Origin of the sequence: Nitrospira lenta (assembly GCF_900403705.1) — a bacterium.
Classification (GTDB): domain Bacteria; phylum Nitrospirota; class Nitrospiria; order Nitrospirales; family Nitrospiraceae; genus Nitrospira_D; species Nitrospira_D lenta.
In genome coordinates, this window is the sequence record NZ_OUNR01000016.1 from 367,609 (window position 1) to 388,204 (window position 20,596).

Annotated in this window: 14 protein-coding genes; 11 read left to right on the forward strand and 3 right to left on the reverse strand. The window is 58.7% G+C overall.

The annotated features are described in order from the left end of the window. The first annotated feature begins 58 nt into the window (after positions 1–58). The 11 genes from NITLEN_RS11545 (at position 59) to tadA (ending at position 8,561) form a co-directional block, all read left to right on the forward strand. Complete coding sequence (locus NITLEN_RS11545; protein ID WP_121989758.1) at positions 59–370, forward strand: PqqD family protein; 312 nt, start codon at positions 59–61, stop codon at positions 368–370. Next, positions 354–1,265, forward strand: coding sequence for a radical SAM protein (locus NITLEN_RS11550; RefSeq protein WP_121989759.1), 912 nt, complete (start codon positions 354–356; stop codon positions 1,263–1,265). The genes NITLEN_RS11545 and NITLEN_RS11550 overlap by 17 nt, the downstream gene beginning before the upstream one ends. Continuing rightward, positions 1,258–2,373 (forward strand): radical SAM protein, encoded by a 1,116-nt coding sequence (locus NITLEN_RS11555; RefSeq protein WP_121989760.1) that lies wholly within the window; start codon positions 1,258–1,260, stop codon positions 2,371–2,373. The genes NITLEN_RS11550 and NITLEN_RS11555 overlap by 8 nt, the downstream gene beginning before the upstream one ends. Further along, the gene (locus NITLEN_RS11560) at positions 2,370–2,570 is read left to right on the forward strand and encodes a hypothetical protein (protein WP_121989761.1); all 201 of its coding nucleotides are present in this window, start codon (positions 2,370–2,372) and stop codon (positions 2,568–2,570) included. Before NITLEN_RS11555 ends, NITLEN_RS11560 begins: the two co-directional genes overlap by 4 nt. Before the next feature lie 8 nt (positions 2,571–2,578). Then, the gene (locus NITLEN_RS11565) at positions 2,579–3,484 is read left to right on the forward strand and encodes a hypothetical protein (RefSeq protein WP_121989762.1); all 906 of its coding nucleotides are present in this window, start codon (positions 2,579–2,581) and stop codon (positions 3,482–3,484) included. Continuing rightward, positions 3,484–4,542 carry a radical SAM protein gene (locus tag NITLEN_RS11570; protein WP_121989763.1) on the forward strand — a complete coding sequence of 353 codons (1,059 nt, stop codon included), beginning with the start codon at positions 3,484–3,486 and terminating at the stop codon, positions 4,540–4,542. The genes NITLEN_RS11565 and NITLEN_RS11570 overlap by 1 nt, the downstream gene beginning before the upstream one ends. Further along, positions 4,511–5,473, forward strand: a complete 963-nt coding sequence (locus NITLEN_RS11575) for a nucleotidyltransferase family protein (protein ID WP_121989764.1) — start codon at positions 4,511–4,513, stop codon at positions 5,471–5,473. The genes NITLEN_RS11570 and NITLEN_RS11575 overlap by 32 nt, the downstream gene beginning before the upstream one ends. Further along, positions 5,470–6,246, forward strand: a complete 777-nt coding sequence (locus tag NITLEN_RS11580) for a S26 family signal peptidase (RefSeq protein WP_181416817.1) — start codon at positions 5,470–5,472, stop codon at positions 6,244–6,246. Before NITLEN_RS11575 ends, NITLEN_RS11580 begins: the two co-directional genes overlap by 4 nt. A 139-nt stretch (positions 6,247–6,385) precedes the next feature. Next, the gene (locus NITLEN_RS11585) at positions 6,386–6,991 is read left to right on the forward strand and encodes a sigma-70 family RNA polymerase sigma factor (protein WP_121989766.1); all 606 of its coding nucleotides are present in this window, start codon (positions 6,386–6,388) and stop codon (positions 6,989–6,991) included. Then, the gene (locus tag NITLEN_RS11590) at positions 6,988–8,004 is read left to right on the forward strand and encodes an anti-sigma factor domain-containing protein (RefSeq protein ID WP_121989767.1); all 1,017 of its coding nucleotides are present in this window, start codon (positions 6,988–6,990) and stop codon (positions 8,002–8,004) included. The genes NITLEN_RS11585 and NITLEN_RS11590 overlap by 4 nt, the downstream gene beginning before the upstream one ends. Before the next feature lie 68 nt (positions 8,005–8,072). Next, the gene (gene tadA / locus NITLEN_RS11595) at positions 8,073–8,561 is read left to right on the forward strand and encodes a tRNA adenosine(34) deaminase TadA (RefSeq protein ID WP_245924440.1); all 489 of its coding nucleotides are present in this window, start codon (positions 8,073–8,075) and stop codon (positions 8,559–8,561) included. Between the two features lie 35 nt (positions 8,562–8,596). Here the strand turns inward: tadA and NITLEN_RS11600 are convergent, their stop codons facing one another. Genes NITLEN_RS11600 through NITLEN_RS11610 form a run of 3 tightly spaced genes read right to left on the reverse strand, consistent with a single transcriptional unit; the run spans position 8,597 to position 20,381 of the window. Continuing rightward, positions 8,597–9,406 carry a 4'-phosphopantetheinyl transferase family protein gene (locus tag NITLEN_RS11600; RefSeq protein ID WP_181416818.1) on the reverse strand — a complete coding sequence of 270 codons (810 nt, stop codon included), beginning with the start codon at positions 9,404–9,406 and terminating at the stop codon, positions 8,597–8,599. A gap of 35 nt (positions 9,407–9,441) precedes the next feature. Continuing rightward, positions 9,442–11,076, reverse strand: coding sequence for a cyclic peptide export ABC transporter (locus NITLEN_RS11605; protein WP_121989769.1), 1,635 nt, complete (start codon positions 11,074–11,076; stop codon positions 9,442–9,444). Next, positions 11,073–20,381, reverse strand: coding sequence for a non-ribosomal peptide synthetase (locus NITLEN_RS11610; RefSeq protein WP_121989770.1), 9,309 nt, complete (start codon positions 20,379–20,381; stop codon positions 11,073–11,075). The genes NITLEN_RS11605 and NITLEN_RS11610 overlap by 4 nt, the downstream gene beginning before the upstream one ends. Between the last annotated feature and the right edge of the window lie 215 nt (positions 20,382–20,596).

Sequence of the window (20,596 nt, forward strand, 5' to 3'; positions counted from 1 at the left end):
CCCACTTTCCCTGAAATACCGCTGGAAGCCCCCTGGAGGATTTGCTATCCTCTCGACCATGAATCCAACGGCCGTCTATGCGAAACATCCGGATTATGTCCAGCGCGACGTGGCCGGAGAATGTATTCTGGTCCCGGTGCGGCGCTCCCTCAAAGACGCCAACAGTATTTACGTCCTCAATGAAACCGGAGCCGCTCTGTGGCAACGCTTTAATGGCACCTGCACCGTACGGGACATCTGCACCGCATTTCTCGAAGACTACGACGTCGCCCCGGACCGATTGAATCAAGACGTCGACATCCTGCTGGCAGACCTACTCTCGATCCAGGCAATCCAAGAGGTGGCTGTCGCCCATGGTCCCACAGGTTAAACTCAGCCATCTGCCGGAACGGTATCCCCTCGCCTGCCAATGGGAGATCACCTGCCGCTGCAACCTCCGATGCGTCATGTGTTACACGGACTGCCGGAATACACCGGAATCCGTTCGCCAAGAACTCTCCACCGGTGACATCTTCCGCATCATGGACCAGCTGCTTGAGGCCGGCCTCCTTGAACTCTGCCTGACCGGCGGCGAGCCGCTCGCGCGGCCGGACTTCTTTGAGATCTACGACTATGCCGTCTCGCGTGGGCTCCTCGTGACCCTCTTTACCAACGGCACGCTCATCACGGCGTCCATCGCTGACCGCTTCGCGGCCCTGCCGCCGCATCGCATTGAAATCAGTCTCCATGGCACGACGACCGACACCTTCGAGCGCGTGACGCAAGGAACCGGCTCGCACGCCCGTTGCCTGGAGGCGATTCGTCTACTGGCAGCCCGGCATATTCCGCTTGTCATCAAGACTACCGCGATGACCGTCAACCGTGATGAAGTGCTCGGCATCAAATCGTGGGTGGCTTCGTTGGGACCGATACCCTTTCGGCTGGGTGAAGACCTGAGACCGGAACTCGACGGCGGAGCCGGACCGTTTCGCTATGCCCTCTCGCCACAGGAGCTAGAGACACTGAACCGGCAGGACCCGGACCTCTGGAGCGAAGCCTGCCGGAAATCCAGCGCCGATCTCCCGCCCTGCAACAGCGGCCTACACCGCTTTCACATAGACGCCTACGGCGGCTTGCAGCTCTGCTCGGGCAACCGGCAGCAGTCCTACGACTTACGACAGGGCTCATTCCACGACGGCTTCTACGAAGCGCTACCCTCGTTTGCCTGCGCCTGGAAGATGCCGGCCTCTACGTCGCTCATTCAACCGGAAGTGCATCATGTCTGACCGCCGCCCGCTGGCCATGCTCCCTTACGGCACCTTCAGCCGGAACGTCCATGACCAGGCCGCCGCTCAGCATCAGGTCATCAAGGCACAGCTCGAACTCACCTATCGCTGCAACCTCCACTGCCGGCATTGCTACACCGATCCGTATAACGACAGCGCCTACTTTCCGCGCGAGCTCACGCTGGCCGAGATTCAGCGGCTCCTCGGCGAAATGCGAGAGGTCGGAATCATCTGGCTGAACCTGACCGGCGGCGATATTTTTATGCGGCCGGACTTCTTTGAGATCTACCAGGCCGCGGTGAACCACGGATTCTTGTTGCAGCTCTACACAAACGGGACGCTTTTCACCCGCGCGATCATCGAACGGCTGCAAACGCACCCGCCCTTCTCCATCGATATTTCCTGCCACTCAGTCGATGAATCGCAGTTCGACTGGTTCACGCAGGTCCCAGGCTCGTATCGAGCCTTCCTCCGCGGGATCGACCTCCTAGAGGCCGGCGGCCTTCCCTTTTCCCTCAAAACCAAATTGATGAACTGGAATGCCGGTGAGACCGACACACTCCGACGATTCACCGAAGCCAAGGGTCAGCCATTCGGCTATACGACCTCGCTCTCGCCCCGCCTGAACGGAGACTGCTCCTCTCTCGACTACCGCATTGCCCCCGATGCCATCCGCCGACTCCGCGCAGATCAGGAGGCTGTTCACGAGCCTGACGATTGCTCCACGCACGATCCCCTGTCGCAACCGGGACACGAACGGCTGTTTCGCTGCGGATGCGGCACCGACACGATCCACATCAACGCCTGGGGCGAACTCAGCACCTGCACGTTTCAATATGAAACACGGCTATCGCTGCGCAGCCGCACAGTCCGTGCCGCGATCGACCAGGCCTTCGCGGCAACCAGGAAGCTCACTTACCAAACACATTCGGCTTGCCGCACCTGCACCGTGCACGAATTCTGCGACAAACAACCGACACAGGCCAGATGGGAGGTCGGGCACTCTGAAATGCCCATTCCATACGATTGCGATATCGCCGTCGATCGAGCCTCCCATTCGCACGGAACCCAAGTCCACCATCCGTTACAACCAGGATCTTCCCGATGACGACCAAAAAGCCCTATATCGCACCGCAACTCTATCGCGTGCCGCTCGATCCCGAGCAGGCCATTCTCTCCTCGTGCAGCCTCTCGGCCATGAGCGTTTCCAATGGCGGCGGAGGGGGCTGCCGTCCGGCGGGATCCGGCAACTGCAAAAATCGCTCGGGATTGGGCAATCGAGATAGCGGCCCGCGCGCGTCGTAAGGACCACGATGCGCTTTACGCTTGAGATCGGCGGATACCGCATCACGGTCCATGAATCCCAAGACCATTCCGTTCTCCTCTGGCCGCTTCGCCCCTTCGACGTGTTCCTCGTGGACAACCACGATCCCGCTGACATCATGGTGACCGTTGCCGTAGTTCCAACGCTCCCCGACCTCCCGACGGACCGGGTGCGTTTCGATTCCGCTCACGGACACTGGAAGCTGTTGGAGTCAGGCGACCAGCTCGTCATCAACAGCCTCAGTCCGAAAACCGGCGCGTCACGCGCGCGCGCGCGGGTATCGGCGGACTACCGCCGCGTAGAAGCCTGGGTGTTGCCGGACGTTCAGAGCGGGGACGTGGGCTGGTCTCCTATGTATCTCTTCAATCCAATTCTCGAGGTCTGCCTGCTGTCGCTCCTGGCGCGGGATGGAGGAATCCTGCTCCATGCCTCGGGATTGGCTTACCAAGAGAGTGGATTCGTCTTCACCGGCGCATCAGGAACCGGCAAATCCACACTCGCCGGATGGTTTGCCGAACAGGGCGCCCATATCCTCAGCGATGAACGCATCATCGTGCGCCGGACCTGCTCATCGGTCACGCTGTACGGCACCCCTTGGATTGGGTCGGGAGAATTTGCTGCCAATGCCGCAGCGCCGCTGTCCCGGCTCTTTTGTATCCGTCATGGACAGGATCGGCATCGATTCGAGCCGCTCCCGGCTTCGCGTATCGTGGCCTTTCTCCTGCAACAAACGTTTCTCCCCTATTGGGATCGCGCCGCCATGGACGCGACCGTCGACAGTCTGATTGCGCTGACACGACAGATTCCGTGCATCGGCCTCGCCTGTTTAAAGAACCCGGACGTCGTCGATGCAATCATGGAGCATCAGCGAACCGCCCCGCTCACAACCGTCTAATGCAACACCTTGACGCCCAAACGTTTCTCAACTCCCTCTCCGCCCGCTCCGGACAAGACCGCCGGCCGGACAGCGCCACCTTCGAGCTGACCTATGGCTGCAACCTTCGCTGTGTCCATTGTTACAATCCCACCCATCGCGCCTTGCCCCAGGAACTGACGACGGCCGAGATCTGTACCATCCTCACTCAGATGGCCGAGCTGGGCGTGCTGACCGTCAGCCTCAGCGGAGGAGAACCGTCGCTGCGGCCGGACATCGAACCGATCCTTCGCCACGCGCGCCGGGCCGGTCTGCTGATCTGGATGTTGACGAACGCCACGCGTATGACGCCGATATTTGTGTCGCTCCTCACAGAGATCCCCATCGCCCATGTGTTCGTCTCCATCTACGGCGCGACGATGAGTACCTATGAATCGATGACCGGAGTGACCGGCTCTTTCGCACACTTTCTTCACGGACTCGATACGCTAAAAGCCTGTCCATTCCCGGTGACCGTCAGAATGCCCGTGACCACGCTCAATTGGACGGAAGTCGATGCCTGCCAGGACCTCGTGGAATCCCGCGGATTCAAATTTCAATACAGCCTCGACATCCACCCGCGAACCGATGGCGGCTCCGCGCCACTTGCCTATCGGCTGGCTCCCGATCTCAAAACTGAACTCGATCGTCGGAAGCTGGGGGCCGCGCCGCCGGAGACAGCGCCGGACACCTGCGCCGCCGATGAACCGTTCATCTCCTGCGCGTGCGGCCGCAGCCGCTTTGCCGTGACGCCCTACGGCGAGATGAATCTCTGCGTGGCCTTTCCCACGCCCGCCTATGATTTGCGAACCGGCACTCTGCGCGAAGGATGGGCCATCCTCAAAGACACCGTCGATCGGGCGCAGCCCAATCACCACTATGAGTGTCCAACGTGCGACGTCAATCGATTCTGTCGCCAAGGGCGCAGCGATGCCTGGCTGGAGACCGGCGACATGAGCGCCTGCCTTCCGCATTTTAAAGAGTGGGCTACACTGGAGCACCATACCCATGCCCTCCTCGACCCTCGACGACCTCGCTGACGCCTACGTCTGCGTGAGCGCCGGCAATGCCGTTGTGCTTGAGCAGTTTCATGCCTTCGCCACACTGCTGGAGCGGGCACAGATCCCCTTTGTCGTCATCAAAGGGCTGGATGTTCTCGTCAGATTTTATGGCATTCGCGGGACCCGGCCACTGTCCGATGTCGATCTGCTCGTTCATGACACCGATCTCGCTGCGATTGATACGATCCTGACAGAGGCCGGCTATACCGGACAGATTGATGGCAACCCCTGCTATGCGTCTCCGGGGAATGGACTTTCCTTCGATATCGTCACCACGCTCTGGTATCTCGATGAGCAGGGCTTGAACGATGTGTGGACCGCTGCCCGCGCCCATAAGCTCCCGCCTCGAACCGTCAGACTCCTGGTCGCCGACGATCTGCTGATTCATCTCACCGCCTATGCGATTCTCCATCGCGGCGCGCTTACCCCCGCATGGGAACAGGACCTGCGCTTGCTGCTCTTGCACGAACCCATCGATTGGATAGCCGTCACCCGCAAAGCCAGGCAATACTCGCTCTCTATTCCCTTGCTCCATGGACTCACGTACCTTCATCACCGCAAGCCGATGCTTCCCATTCCGGACGCAGTACTCCAAGCCATGGCGCCGGCCGGATACGTTGAGCACAGTCTCTACCGGCTCCTCCAACGGCTGGTCACAAATCAGCCCATTCCTGAGCTCGGTCATGTCCTACTCTGGCTGACCAGGCCCACCGGCAAGAAATGGCCGTGGCTGCGCCGGACCCTCTTTCCATCCAAAACGTTTCTCGGGTACCGCTACGGAGCCGCCGCCGCGCGCACGCCTCTGGTCACCCGCTGCCGCCGCGTCATCAGCCTTGGCTGGGCGATCCTTACCCTGGCAACCCGTATTGTTCGGCGGCTCCTCCAATGGCCCGTGCGAGCGTCCACATGATCGTGACACTCACACCTCGCACCGCAACCCGCTTTGCCGGCAGCGCGCTCCCGGAGAACTGCCAGGGACCGGCCCTGCAATATCTGCAAATCCCGCGCGTGGCCTCCTGGAGCATGTATCCCACGCTCTGCAAAGGCGATCGCCTTGAACTGGGTCCGGCTGACCCACTCAACGTCGGCGACTTAGTCGTCTTCCGGAGACCGTTCGGGCTGGTCTGCCACAGGTTGGTCGCACGACAAGAGCAAGTCCTGCTCACACAGGGCGATGCCAGTTCAGGAGCTCCGGAGCCGGTGCTGCTCCGAGATGTGCTCGGAATTGTCGTCGCGGTGGTGCGCGGATCAACCCGCGTCGTCACAGCAGATCTGGCGACTCTCGCGCCTCCGCCACCGTGGTGCCGCACCATCGATCAGCTGAGCACGACCATTCTGGATCGAAGCCGGCGAGGAGCCCACCGATTTATTCGTCTGGCGTTACAGCACTCCTGGGTCGGAGGGTTCTTGGCCGATCGGATGGTACGATGGACCACCGTTGAACGCATGACGGCAAGCCCCGTACAGTCGCTCAGCCAGGCCTTCGCCCTCAATCCAGCGGCCCTTCCGTTACATCCGGACGATCGGCCAGACCCATCGGCACTACTCGAGATTCGCCTTGGTTCGATTTGGCTGGGGACCTTTCACCAATCCGCTGAAAGATTAGACATTCGGCCCGTCCTAGCCGGCACCAGCCTTGAGTTCACCCTTCGAGAAGCGCTTCGACATCGATATGGATCCTGACCGCAACGATCCTCCCGCCGATCACCGCGCATTCCAGCCAGTTGAAACACACATCCTTTTGCTCGATCCATCCGTAGAGTGTTATAGTTGGGGCGTGCTTGAGACCGAAGTCGGAATGTCGTTATTCAGCTGACCCACTATGGACGCCTCGTCGCAACACGCCGCCTCACACATCGACCCAAAACTGCTGGCCCGGGTGGTCAAGGGAGACCATCAGGCATTCAGTCAGCTGTACGATCAATCCAGCACGCTCTTGTATACGATGGCACTGCGCATTCTCGGCAATCGCGATGAAGCGGCTGAACTTCTCCAGGATGTCTATCTGGAAGTCTGGCGCAAAGTGTCCCGCTACGATGTCGGACGAGGGACCCCTGTGGCCTGGCTGGTCACGCTGACGCGCAGTCGCGCTATTGATCGACTCCGGGCTCGGGCCTCCCGCGGCCAGAATAAACCGACGGAATCCCTGGATAGCTCGTCGGCCTCCCAGATCGCCGACCGCGGCCCCAATCCGTTTGACGCGCAAGCCGATCAGGAAATGAGAAGCTTGGTGGGAGGCGCCCTGGCGGCGCTCCCGCAAGCCCAGCAACATGCCCTGGAATTGGCCTATTATGAAGGGCTGTCCCATGCGGAAATCGCAGCCCGGCTGAATCAGCCGCTCGGAACCGTGAAGACCAGAATCAAGCTGGGTATGTCCAAGCTCCGGGAATCGCTCCGGCGCTGCTGGGAACAGGGTGAGCACGTATGACCCACGAAGAACTTGAAGAAGCCGTCTCGCTCTATGCCGCAGGCGCGCTCGAACGCGCTGAACGGCAGGCTCTTGAAGCCCATCTCCTCTCCGGTTGCGTCTCCTGCCACACGGCGCTCAAGGAGTTCCAATCGGTGGCGGCCATTCTGCCGTTTGGATTAAGCTCAGTCCCGGCTCCCCGCGCATTGAAGGCGACCATCATGGCCGCGCGGACGCCGACCGCCATCGCTGAAGATCCTCAAGAAAGAACCGATTCGAAACCAAGTCTGGAACCCGGCGAATGGATGAATCATCTTTTCCCGCCGGAATCCGCCGCCGCTCCGAAATCTTTTGGATGGGCATTAAGCTTCGCCGCGGCGGCGATTCTCTTTATCGGAGGTTATCTCGCCTGGACTTCCTACACTCAAAACGTCACCGGTACCGCTGCGGTCCAGCAACTCCAAGCGGCGTCGGACGATCAGACGAAGAAAGTCGCCGCTCTACAGCAGCAACTGGAAGACCAGGACCGGGCGATCGTTCAAATGAAAGAAGAGTTGCAGCAACGCACAACCGACTCAACCGAGCTGAAAGATCAGCTCATTCAGCGCGAGGCGGAGCTTGAAGATCTGAAGTTCCAATTCGCTGCACGCGGGGGAGTGCCCGCCACTCGCGAACCGGAGGATGAGCTCGCCGCCCTGCTCCGCGTTCCGAACGCGAAAACCGTCTCGCTCAATGGCTCAGACATGGCTAAACAGGCATCCGGCATGCTCGTCTACGATGCCAGAACCAAGAAGGCCTGGCTCTACGCGATCAATCTTCCGGAATGCTCCAACGGCACCACCTACCAACTCTGGGCGATCAATGACAAGCCGGTCAGCATGGGAACCTTTCATATGGACAGCGGTGAAACCGCGCATCTTCTGGTCAGCCGGGTGCCGGAATTCGCCAAGACCAGAAAGTTTGCCGTCAGCCTTGAGCCTTCAGGAGGGCGCCCCGCACCGACCGGTCCGATCTATCTGGTCAGCCAATCGTAACAACGCTCGTCACATGACCCAACCGGCATTGCCATCCACGCCATGAGCGTCGATGAGCGACGGCGTAGATGAAGGCCTCGCCCATGACCATCGACCCCACACAGGATGAAACCTTCATGCGCATGGCGTTAGCGCAGGCGGCGCTGGCTCCTGCACTGGGGGAAGTGCCCATTGCCGCGCTGCTGGTCCATGCTGGACAGGTGTTGGCGCTGGCTCATAACCTCCGTGAAACCCGGCAGGACCCGACAGCGCACGCGGAAATTCTGGTGATTCAAGAAGCCGCCGCCAAGCTGGGCACCTGGCGGCTGATCGACTGCGCGCTCTATGTCACCCTGGAGCCCTGTCCGATGTGCGCAGGCGCCATTGTCCAGTCACGCATCGCCAGGATCGTGTTCGCCGCCTGGGATCCCAAGGCCGGCGCCTGCGGCTCACTGATGAATATTCCGACGGATCCACGGCTGAATCACCGGGCGACGGTGACGGGAGGGCTGTGCGAAATTGAAAGCCAGGAGCTGCTGCGAGAGTTTTTTCGACAACGGCGCCGCGAGACACCTTAGCGCATCTGCTCCGGCTGCTCAAATATTGCCTGCGATCAATCCGTTGCCGCTGTACAGGAGTTGCAGGGGTTGATCGTCCAATCTGATTCTCGCGCCGCCACCGCACCGACCCATCCAGGTCCGCAATCCAGAGTCCTGACGACCCAAGGCTGTTGGGAACCTCCGGCGAGTCGCACGGGCACCCCGTCTCGATCCGACCCGCGAGACCAATCAATTTCACAAGACTGCAGCGAAGCTAATCCCACCCCTTCAGCTTTCAGTACCGCTTCTTTCGCAACCCAGTAGTGAAAGAATTCCTGACTGCGTGATTCGGATGCCGTGGATCGCATATGCAGCTGCTCGCGGTCAGAGAAGAACCGCTCAGCCAGCTTGAGTGCATCCACATCCTCCCTGATCATCTCCAGATCGACCCCAACCTCTCGGCCCTGGGCGACCGCGACCATGGCGTTGCCATGCGAATGGGAGAGATTGAAGGTCAGCGCCGCGCTCTCCGGCCGAAGACCCGCCAATGCCGGCTTTCCAGTCGCTGTCAAACTGAACTCGATGCGGGCCGGAGCGAGGTCGAGATAAAGCCCCAGAATAAATCGCAACCCTCCGTGGGCCAGCACATATCGTTCGCGATCTTGCTGCCGAAGAAATCTGGAAGCCCGTTCACGTTCCTGTTGATCAAGCCAATCCAGACACCGGCCATACTCGGCATCTTCACCGATGAGGGTCAACGGCCAGAGATCGATCGTCGAGGCAGGAAGATCCCGACGGCGCGCGACAGACGCCTTGAATAGCGTACGAATCGGAGAGAACTCCGCACTGACACTCGACGGCATTCGGACCGATCGTGAGCTCATCTTGCGTCCCAGAGTCATCCCCTACCAGACGGGTGTCAGGAGGGCACGACTTTTCCGTTCTCCAGTTTGATGACCCGATCGCCGAGATGAAAATACCGGTCATCGTGCGTAATGACAACCACGCTCTTCCCTCTCGCACGAAGTTCCGGCAGCAGTTTCATATAGAAGACGTCCTTATACTGTGGATCCTGATCGGCGGCCCACTCATCAAACACATACACGGGTCGGTCCTCCAAATACGCGGTCAGCAGGGCCAGCCGTTTGCGCTGCCCTTGGGACAAATCGATCGTGGAGAATCTTCCTTCCTTCACCTTCACCTTGTGATCCAGCTGCAAGCTGGAGAGATACCCGGCCGCCGAGGTCCGAATCCGCTCTTCTTCAATACCTAACAGTTTCTCAAATAAGTAAAAATCAGAAAACACCACGGAGAAATGCTCGCGGTACCAGTCTCGGTTGGCATCCGCGATCACAGTCCCGTTCAGCGATACTTCGCCCGCATGCGGGACATACAAGCCAGAGAGTAGCTTGACGAACGTCGATTTCCCGCTGCCGTTTCCTCCAATCACAAAGGACAATTCACCGGGACACAGCGTCAAGCTGATCGGGCCAAGTGCAAACGGATCGTTTCCATGACTGTCGGTGGCGTATTGAAACGTGACCGACTCCAATGTCAGAGAATCCAGCCGCGTGGCCGCCACCGGCAAAACAGCGCTGGGGAGGCTCTCGGAAGATTTATCCAAGGACACACCCAGCCTCTGGATATTCTCAAACGCGACCTGCCCGCGTTCGACGGTCGGCAAGATACCAATGATCCCCCAAATGGGAGACATCATATACAGCAAGACCACGACATATCCGATCAATGACTCCGTCGATAGCGGAAACATCAGAGGGAACACAAACAGGATAATGCCGATCATGGAATAAAATGCGAAATGCGACCAGGCTTCGGCAATCGCATATTGCCTGGCGGCATCAATACTGGTTCGCCGGTATAGATCGGCCGCTCCGTGGAGCTCCTGATCGATAAATTCTGTGCGCCGTTGTCTGTGAAGGGTCAACTCCTTGATCCCTTCCGTCAAAGACCGGAAATGCCGGAACAACTGCGCCCTAGCCTCCCGAGATGAGTGAATGGTCGAAAACGCCCTGGTATGCAACCAGTGATACCCCCACGCACCCAGCAGTGTGGCCGTCACGACGAGCAGAAACGTCGGCCATGACAACCAGAGCAGATAGACTCCGCACCCCAGAACGATGGCCGCATTCATCGCCAGTTGCGGCAAGCACTGGATCGACCAGGCCAGCATGCTCACGTCGTCCGTCAGGGTGACCAGGATATTCGCATGACCGTACGTCTCGGTACGGCGATACGGAGATTGGAGGATTTTCTTACAGAGCGTGAGCGAGAGATCGAGCGTCGTGTCTTGAGCAAACCGCGTCAGGGTCAATTGCGAGATAATCTGGGTGGCGAGTTTTCCCGCCACGACGGCCACAAACCCCAGCGCCAGTAGGCTTTCTTGGTCATGCCGCTGTTGCAGCACTCGATTGATCAGGGCCAGCACGCCCGCGCTACAGAGTCCGGACAACACCCCCACGCAGACCATAGCGGCCATCACGGAGCGCGAACGCTGAAAAAGAAACGAGACAAACCCTGGAAGGCGGATGTTCATGCGGACTGATTGTTGCGCGCCGGCATTCCAACCTCAGCAGCGCGATCCAGGCCCTTCTGGAGATGACTCTGCAAATGACCGGCAAGGTCTTCCACAAACGGCGACACGAACAGGCGGCCGGAGTCCTCGGCCGGAATATGCACGGTACAGCTCGATTCCGTGCCTAATTCCTGCCATCGATGCCGAGTGTCGGGAATGACATCGTCAACGTGCCGGTTGGATGCCACCACATTCACGACCCGAGCGGCAATCGGCTGCACTCGATACCTGGCTACGGCTAGGAGCGTGGCCTCCGTCAATCGCTGCACTTGAAAATCCCTATCCTGGATATGATCCGTGAGGGACTGCGAAAACAAAGATAACGCCACGTGAGTTTTGCGTGCAATATTCGCCCACCACTCGTTCATCGGTAACCGCGACAGGCTTCGGATATCTCCGACAATCTTGCCTAGCACGATCATGGACATGCTGGCCTTCGCCAGCAGACGATGCCTATACCTGCGGTACGAATCAGGATGCCACGTATCCATCATGAAGAGAGTGACCTGGCACCCTAGCGCAATAAGCTGCCTAGCCATTTCATATCCAATCAGCCCTCCGGTACAAACTCCGCCGATCAGATACGGTCCATCGGGATGCATGCGCCGCACTTCCTGCACATAGTGGGAGGCCATCTCCGGCACCGAGGTAAACGGCGCTTCTTTTCCATCGAGCCCCCTCGCCTGCAATCCATAGAGCGGCTGTTCCGTCCCAAGAATGCGCGCCAGCTTGGCAAAGACGAGGACATTCCCACCGACGCCCGGCACCATAAACAATGGCAATCCGGTTCCGCTTGGCTGGATCGCGACCAGAGATTGCCACGGGGGAACCCAACTTGCTTTGGTCAGCACAGCGGCAAGCTCGGCGATCGTCGGAGCTTGAAACAGGGTGGCTAAGGGAAGTTGCTTCTCAAACACGAGCTCCAGCTGATAAAACAACTGCGCCGCCTTGAGAGAATGTCCGCCAAGGTCAAAAAAATTGTCGTGAATCCCGATCTCCTGTATCCCAAGAACCTGCTGCCACAGCGCCGTCAGCTGGACTTCCATTCCGTTTCGCGGGCCGACATACGGTTGACCGGCTATATGGCCAGACAGCTCCGGTTGAGGCAAGGCCCGCACATCAATTTTCTTATTGGCCGTTAAGGGGAACGCATCAAGGAACACAAAGAAGGAGGGCACCATATACTCGGGCAGCACCGCGCGCAGGAAGGACCGCAGTTCTTCCGCTCCTGCCTCCTGCCCTTCCTGCAACACCAGATACGCCGCCAACTGTTTCATACCATGCTGATCATCGCGCGCGGTCACGACCGTTTGTTTGATTTTGGCGTGACGGCTGAGCGTGGCTTCAATTTCGCCCAGCTCGATACGGAATCCTCGAATCTTGACCTGATGATCGATCCGTCCCAGATGGACAATTTTCCCGTCGGGTCGATAACGCCCGAGGTCACCGGTCCGATAGAGCCTGGCGTCCGGATGAAGGGAGAACGGGTGAGGGATAAATCGGTCCGCCGTAAGGTCCAGGCGGCCATGATACCCCCGCGCCACCCCATCCCCTCCGATATAGATTTCTCCGGCGACACCGACCGGGACCGGCTGTAAATACGGATCGAGGACGTACACATCCGTATTCGCGATCGGGCGGCCAATCGTGATTTCAGAAGAATCCTGGCTGATACGATCGAGCGTCGACCAGATCGTCGTTTCCGTCGGACCATACATGTTCCAGAGCGCCTTGGTTCTGTCACGCAGTGCGACCGCAAGATCCTGAGGAAGCGCTTCCCCTCCGCAGAGAGCGGTCAACGAAAAACTCCCGGCCCATCCCGCCTCAAGGAGAAGCCGCCAGGTTGCGGGAGTCGCCTGCATGATGGTCGGCTGGACTCGTGCAAGGGTGTCTCGAAGCTTATGTCCGTCCGTAGCGACCGCGCGACTGACAATCTCCACCCGCCCTCCGACAAGGAGCGGCAGATAGAGTTCCAGTCCTGCGATGTCGAAAGACAGTGTCGTGACAGAGAGAACGGTATCACTCCGAGTACAGCCCGGCTGACGCTTCATGGACCAGAGGAAATTCATCAGCGAACGATGCTGAATTTCCACACCTTTCGGTTGCCCGGTCGATCCCGAGGTGTAGAGGATGTAGGCAAGATCTTGCCCGGTGGCCAAGGGTGGAAGATTGTGCTCATCGCCTTCCGAAAAGACGTGTCCCTCGCGATCAAAACACCAGACACGGCACGATTGGCCACTAAAACGATCAGACAACGCCGTGGTCGTGATGACGAGCGGGGCCCCGGAGTCTTCCACCATAAACCGGACGCGATCGCGTGGATAATCGGGATCAAGCGGGACATAACATCCCCCGGCCTTCATCACCGCGAGTAACACCGGAACCATGTCCACCGACCGCTCCAGACAGACGCCGACGGCCACCCCTGGAGAGACGCCCATTCCCCGCAAGGCTCGCGCTAACTGATTCGCCATCCCGTTGAGTTCACGATAGGTAAGCGCGCGATTGTCCATCGACACGGCAACGGCATCGGGAGTTTCTTCAGCCCGTCCTTCAATGTGCTCCGGCAGACAATCCGTATGGGGATATTCAGCCGCCGTCCGGTTCCACTCATACAGAATGCGCGAACGCTCTATCTCCCCCAGCATTTTCAGATCAGACACTCGCGCCTGCGGGTTCGTCATCGCACTCTCGATCAACGCCAGATAATGTCCGGCAAAGCGCTCGATGGTTTCGCGCATGAAAAGCGCTGAATTGAAGGTGAAATACGCCTTCTTCGCGACTTCCAATTCGATGGACAGACTCAAGTCGAACTGGGCGGAACCAGGCTCAACTTCGAATGGCGCCCACTCCAATCCATAGAGTTGAATATCGCTGATCGGCGCATTGGCCATGTTGAACAAGACTTGGACCAGCGGCGCCATACTCGCATCGCGTTCGATCTGAAGACTTTCCACCAGTTTATCAAAAGGATAATCCTGGTTGGCAAACGCGCCCAGTGCGGCATGCTTCATACGCTCCAAAAGCCCTGCAAACGTAGGATTGCCGCTGACATCGACGCGAAGCGCCAGGGTATTGACGAATGTTCCAATCAACTGCTCCATCAGCATATGCGTCCGGTTCGCGATCGGACAGCCGACGGCCAGGTCCACCTGCCCCGTATAGCGGCTCAAGAGCAGCTGAAAGCAGGCTAACAGCGTCATAAAGGGAGTCACGTGCTGGTCGGCGCTGAACTGTTTGAGTCGTTGGATCACGGAATCCGGAATATCTACCGCGCACAGCCCCCCCTCAAACGTTTGGACGGCCGGCCGCGGGAAGTCCGTGGGAAGGTGGAGGATGGGAAGCTGCTCCAGCGTGTTCGTCCAATACTGCTCTTGCGCGGCTAGGACCGCTTCCGTCATACACCGGCGCTGCCACACCGCGTAGTCCGCGTATTGGATGGGCAGGGTCATTTCGGGCAACGGTTGTCCCTGACATAACGCATTGTAGTATGCGGAAAAATCGCGCCCAAGAATTCCAAAGGACCATTGATCCCCGACAATATGATGTAGATTGAGGACAATCAGATGATCTTCTTGATCGAGCGTGATCAGCGAGATTCTCGCGAGCGGCCCTTTCTCGAGATCAAACGGGCGAGCCCCTTCTTGTTCGGCAATGCGTCGGGCTTCTCCCTCGCGTTGATCCGTCGGAATCCTGCGCAGGTCGATCTCAACCAAATGAGGAGCCTCCCATGGCGCAATACGCTGCTCCAACCCGGCCCCGGTCATCGCAAAGGTGGTTCGAAACGCTTCGTGGCGTTGAGCGAGCAAATTTACAACCTGCCGGACCACAGGCACGCTCATCGCTCCCTTATGGCGAGAGACGAACAGAAGATTGTACGCCGTGGCCTCCGGCGCCAGTTGCTGAACAAACCACATGCGCTGCTGCGAGAAGGACAGCGGCAACGCCCCCTCACGCGAGACCGGCACAATCGGCGGCAAGGGCGACGGCGCGTTCCCCCGATGCTGTTCCACGCGAATCAACTCAGCAACACCGGCAATCGTCGGCGACTCGAACATCGAACGCAATGGAAGCTCCACGCGAAACACTTCGCGAATGCGCGAGATCACCTGCGTGGCCAAAAGCGAATGGCCACCCATAGCAAAGAAGTTTTGATGGATATCGATCGTCCGCTCTCCCAGCACATCACGCCAAATATCGAGCAGCCCCTGCTCAATTGGATCGCGAGCCCGAACGGAGGCGGTTTCGCTCCGGTTCCCACCCAATGTGTATTGTTGAAGCGCCTGCCGATCGACCTTTCCATTGGAAAGATACGGAAGCCCATCGATCGCAAACACGGCGGCGGGAACCATGTAGGAAGGAAGTGTCCGTTTGAGCAGCTCATGGAGATAGGGACTGGCTGATCCCGGCGCCTGATCGGACGTCACAAAGGCAATGAGACTCGGCCCTGTGGTCATATCATCTCGCACGACCACGGCAGCGGCACGGACCCCCGGTAATCCGCTCAGGGCAGATTCAATTTCGCCGAGTTCGATACGATACCCACGCACTTTTACTTGGCTATCCGCGCGCCCAACATACTCGATATTCCCATCCTGGCGTATCAGCCCAAGATCGCCCGTCTTATAGAGACGGGATTCCGGCACAAATGGATTGGCGATAAATTTGATACTCGTCAGTTCAGGAAGATTCAGATACCCTCTCGCTAAACTGCCCCCGCCGATTACAATCTCTCCCACCACCCCAACGGGAACTGGAGACAACCCTTCATCAAGCAGATAGATGGCGGCGCCGGCAATGGGCTTTCCAATGGGAATGCGTCCGCCCGACTCGGTTCCAGTTGTCCGGTACACGCTCGACCACACGGTCGCTTCCGTCGGTCCATACTCGTTATACAGCGCCGCCTCCTGAAGCCGTTCATAGTGCCGCCGCACCAGCGAGACCGGGAGGCTTTCTCCGGCTGACACCACCACTCGGAGTGAACGGAGTGAAGGGATGGCCACGTCACGCAACATCGCCTCGTAGAGCGATGGCACGAGCACAATGTGGGACACCTGATGCCGAGAGATCAGCGCGCCGAGTTGTTCTGGATCTCGATAATGGTCTTCCGTCGGGATGACGAGAGTCCCTGCATGAAGCAGCGTCCAGAAGATGCTTGTCACGGACCCGTCAAAGGCAATCGGAAAGGTCAAGAGACAGCGTTCGACCGGATCTTTGTAATATTGTAGTCGCGCCAAAAGAGAATGCAGGAGGGCCCCCTGCGTAATCTCCACCCCTTTGGGCCGACCCGTCGATCCTGAGGTGTAGATAACATAGGCAGCATGGTCGAGCTCCTGTCGCGGCCACGCCACCTGCCCACCGTGATACGGCCCCTCTCCGGCAAGTGACTCTAGCTCGATGACCGGGCCGCCGCCATATGGAAGCGTGGCGCGCAGATGCCGTTGCGTCACCAGAAGCGCGACTCCGGCATCCTTGAGAATCAATCTCTGCCGCTGTTCCGGCGCACTGGCGTCCAAGGGCACATAGGCGGCACCGGCTTTCAGAATGCCAAGAATCCCGATGAGACTCGAGAGTGAGCGATCAACGCACAACCCGACTCGGGCATTGCTTCCTCCAGTGGCGTCATGCACCGCCCTGGCAAGCCGATCCACACGCTCGACGAGCTCGCGATAGGACAGCGTCTCTTCCCCACACACCGCCGCCGCCCTCTCGGGAGCTTGCTTGAGGCAAGCCTCGATCATCGGCATAATTGATGTGGTCTGCTGCACATCGACCGTACCGCGGTTCCACTCAATCAGCAGCTGCTCTCGTTCATCGTGCGTCAGCAGCGGCAGATCCAGAAGACGCGAATCAGGATTTTCGATCAGACCTTTCAAGATAATTTCGATCTGGGCAAGCATCCGATCGACCGTTTCGCCGTCGAACAATGCCCGGTCATAGAGCATCACCAGCTCAAGCCCGTCGACTCCATTGACCACCAGCAACGTGAGATCAAGCTCGACGGCCACGTCGTCAATCGGAATGTGTCTGACAGACAACCCATCAAGACGCAACTCGCTGAGCGGATCGTCCTCCCACACCATCATGACATTGAACACATGCGGTGAGTCAGCGGCTCTTCGCCCCTTGAGCGAGCCGATCACCCGTTCGAACGGCACGTCTTGATGGTCATAGGCATCACAGACCGTCTGGCGAGCGAGTCGGAGGAGCTGGGCTCCCGTCTCGACAGCTGAGAGATCCATGCGCAAGGCTACGGTATTGGCGCAATATCCCACCACCCCCTGCCACCGCGCTTGGCGACGATTCGCCACGACCGTGCCGATGACGATATCTGCAGTCCGGGTCGCGCGTTGGAGCCAGGCAGACAAGGCGGAATAGACCGCCATGAATTTGGTCGCGCCCTGCCTACTGCAGAATGCTTCTAGGTCGGCCACCATTGGTCCGGGAAGCACGCGGATTCTCGATCCACCCTGGAACAGCGGCACGCGAGGACGCGGGCGGTCGGAGGGTAGATCAAGCACAGATGGCAGATGGTCCAACTGCCGTTGCCAATATCCCAGCTGCGTGACGTATCGTTCACTCTCCGACTGATTTCTCTGCCATTGGCTGAATTCAAGGTACGATCGCTCCGAACGCGAGGAAACCGTTCCGTGACCGTTGACATGCGCCCCGTACTGCTCCGTGAGCTCCCGGCAGAGTAACCGCAATGACCATCCATCCGAGACGAGTCGATGAACGGTCAAGACGCAGCGATGCTCTCCATCACCGGTCTCAAGCAGAAGCACCCTGAGCAAGGGAGGGTTTCCCAAATCAAATGGAACGAGTACTTCCTCTCGAATCCTCCGTCTGATTTCCATCTCACGATTCGACGGAGGGATATCGCACAAGGAAGCCCACGTGATCTTCGCGACGGCCTCGGTCGAATTCGCCTGATAGGGAAGCTCACCGACGGACGCAAACCCCATCTTCAATATGTCATGCCGCTGCACAAGCCCTTGAATGCTGGCACTAAAAACAGGAAGGTCTAACCGTCCGGACAACCTCATTCCGATGGAAATGTGATTCAACGCGCTGCCAGGCTGTACTTGCTCCAAAAACCACAGCCGCTCTTGACTGGAGGACAGCGGATACTGCCCGACGTCCCCGCTCTCTGCCAACAGGCCGCTCTCATCGGACCTCGGCTCGTCGGCCAGCCCTCGCGAGCTCGCTCCTATTCTTGAAGAGGACTCTGGAAGAGACGTCAGAAGATACGCCGCGAGATCCCGCACCGTCCCCTGGCCAAATAGCTGACCGAACGAAAGATCAACCCCGAACTCCTGCTCAAGTCGATTCTTGACCAGGCTGGTCCCGAGAGAATCCAGACCGATATTCACCAAAGGCATTCCCACTTTGATTCTGGAGACCGGGAGCCCTGATTGCTCTGCAAACACACGCATCACATATTCTTCAAGTCCGTCACGGCTCTTCAGCAGATCGCGGACATTTTGGGAGCCGTCACTGCGTGACTCCGAACCAGCCACGGCCTCTTCAGTGGAGAGCATCTGCAGCGAAAGCACAGCCAGAGAATTCTCCAGATAGGCTTTTCGGCAAGCTTGCCGTTGTACCTTTCCGCTTGACGTCTTTGGAGTCGTTCCGTGACGTACCAACACAATGCCCCACACCGGAACTTCAAACCGTTCCGCCAAAATAACGCGAACGGCCGTCGCCACCTCGTCGGCCCGAAGATCTTGTTGCCGATCAACTTCAAGCACCATGATCAGACGCTCGACCTCGTCCACTTCGACCGAGAACGCCACGCATCCGCCAGTGCGCACCATCGGGTGACAGCCGTCAACGGCCGCCTCCAAGTCTTGCGGATAGATGTTTCTCCCGTTCAAAATAATCAGATCTTTTAGACGACCCGTAATGACAATCTGTCCGTCGCTGAAGAACCCCAAATCCCCCGTGCGCAGGAAATGTTCGGCTGGCCGGCCGGAAACCTGCGCGTTGAAGGCCTCGCTGGTCGCCTCGTCCCTTCGCCAATACCCTAAGGCCACACTTGGACTGGACACCCAGATCTCTCCAACTTGGCCGGCCGCACATTCCACACCGCTTCCAGGCTCAACGATGATGACCTGAGAACCCGGGAGCGGATGGCCGCATCCGACAAGCTCGCGTGCACCCACCTGACCCGAGCTTCGAGATTCGACCCGATGCGACTCAAGCGCAGCCGAATCCACCGTGATCATATGGGGCAATTCAGACCGCGACGTACTGGATACGACCAGGGTGGCCTCAGCCAACCCATACGCCGGCATAAATGCATTCCCCTTGAATCCGTGGGGAGCAAACACCTGGGTAAACGCATTGATCGTCCGATGGTGAATAGGCTCGGCGCCACAACTGGCCACCGCCCAGCGTGCGAGATCGCCGGACCAGCCCGGTTGCTTCTGATACGCCTTCACACAAGCATCATAGGCGAAGCTCGGAGCGCCGCTATGCGTGATATCCCAGCGGTCGATGGCCTCAAGCCAGCGGAGCGGCCGCCGAAGAAATGTCAGCGGTGAGAGAAGGAACGCCGGAATGCCCGCATAGAAAGGCGCAAGGATTCCGTGCACCAATCCATAATCATGAAAATACGGGAGCCAGCATAACGAGCGGCTCTCAGCATTGACTCCCGCTATCTGCCGGATGGCCTCGCATTGCGCCAGGACATTGCGGTGACTGATCATCACGCCGCGGGGTGTCGCCGTTGAACCGGAGGTATATTGCAAATAGGCCAGATCCGAGATCGGTGAACGGCGTTCCAGACTTGGCCACGCCTCACCCGCCGGTTGATCAGTAGCCAGCCATTGGACCTGGCGGTCCGTTGCCACAAAGGATTGCTCCGCACACAGCGCTTGAATACCGGATGTCGTCAGAACGAGCGCGGCTTGCGCATCATGCAGGATGGCTTGCAGGCGCGAGAGACTGTGCTTGCGTCTGATGGGATCCGGCGCGGGGGCCGGAACGGGAACGAGGCCGGCTTGGATACAAGCCCAGAAGGCGACGACCACTTCGAGTCCGGGGGGATACATCAGAAGCGCGCGCGTGCCCGGTTCAGCACGCCCCCCCAGAGCCTTTGCAAGAACGTTTACTTCGTCCGCGAGTTCAATCCACGTCAGCTGACGGTCTATCGCCGCGGTATCTTTGAGATACGCATAGGCCAATCCTCCGCCGACCTGCTCGCAGCGGTAGGCAAACAATTCGGCAAGAGTGTGGATTGAAATAGGTACTGATTCGCTCATGCACGCAAAGGGAACACCGGGAAATAATAAAGCCAAACGACCCAATAAATAGACTGATCCTATGCCGGACCAGAAAGATCTCCTACCGTTACGGAAGGATAGTACGGGCCACTGTATTCTCGAAGAGATTTCCTATTCTGCGCACAAACCAGGCCAGCAGAACTCCTCGCAACATCACAATTCAATGGAACAATTCATTCTACTCCGAGAACTGC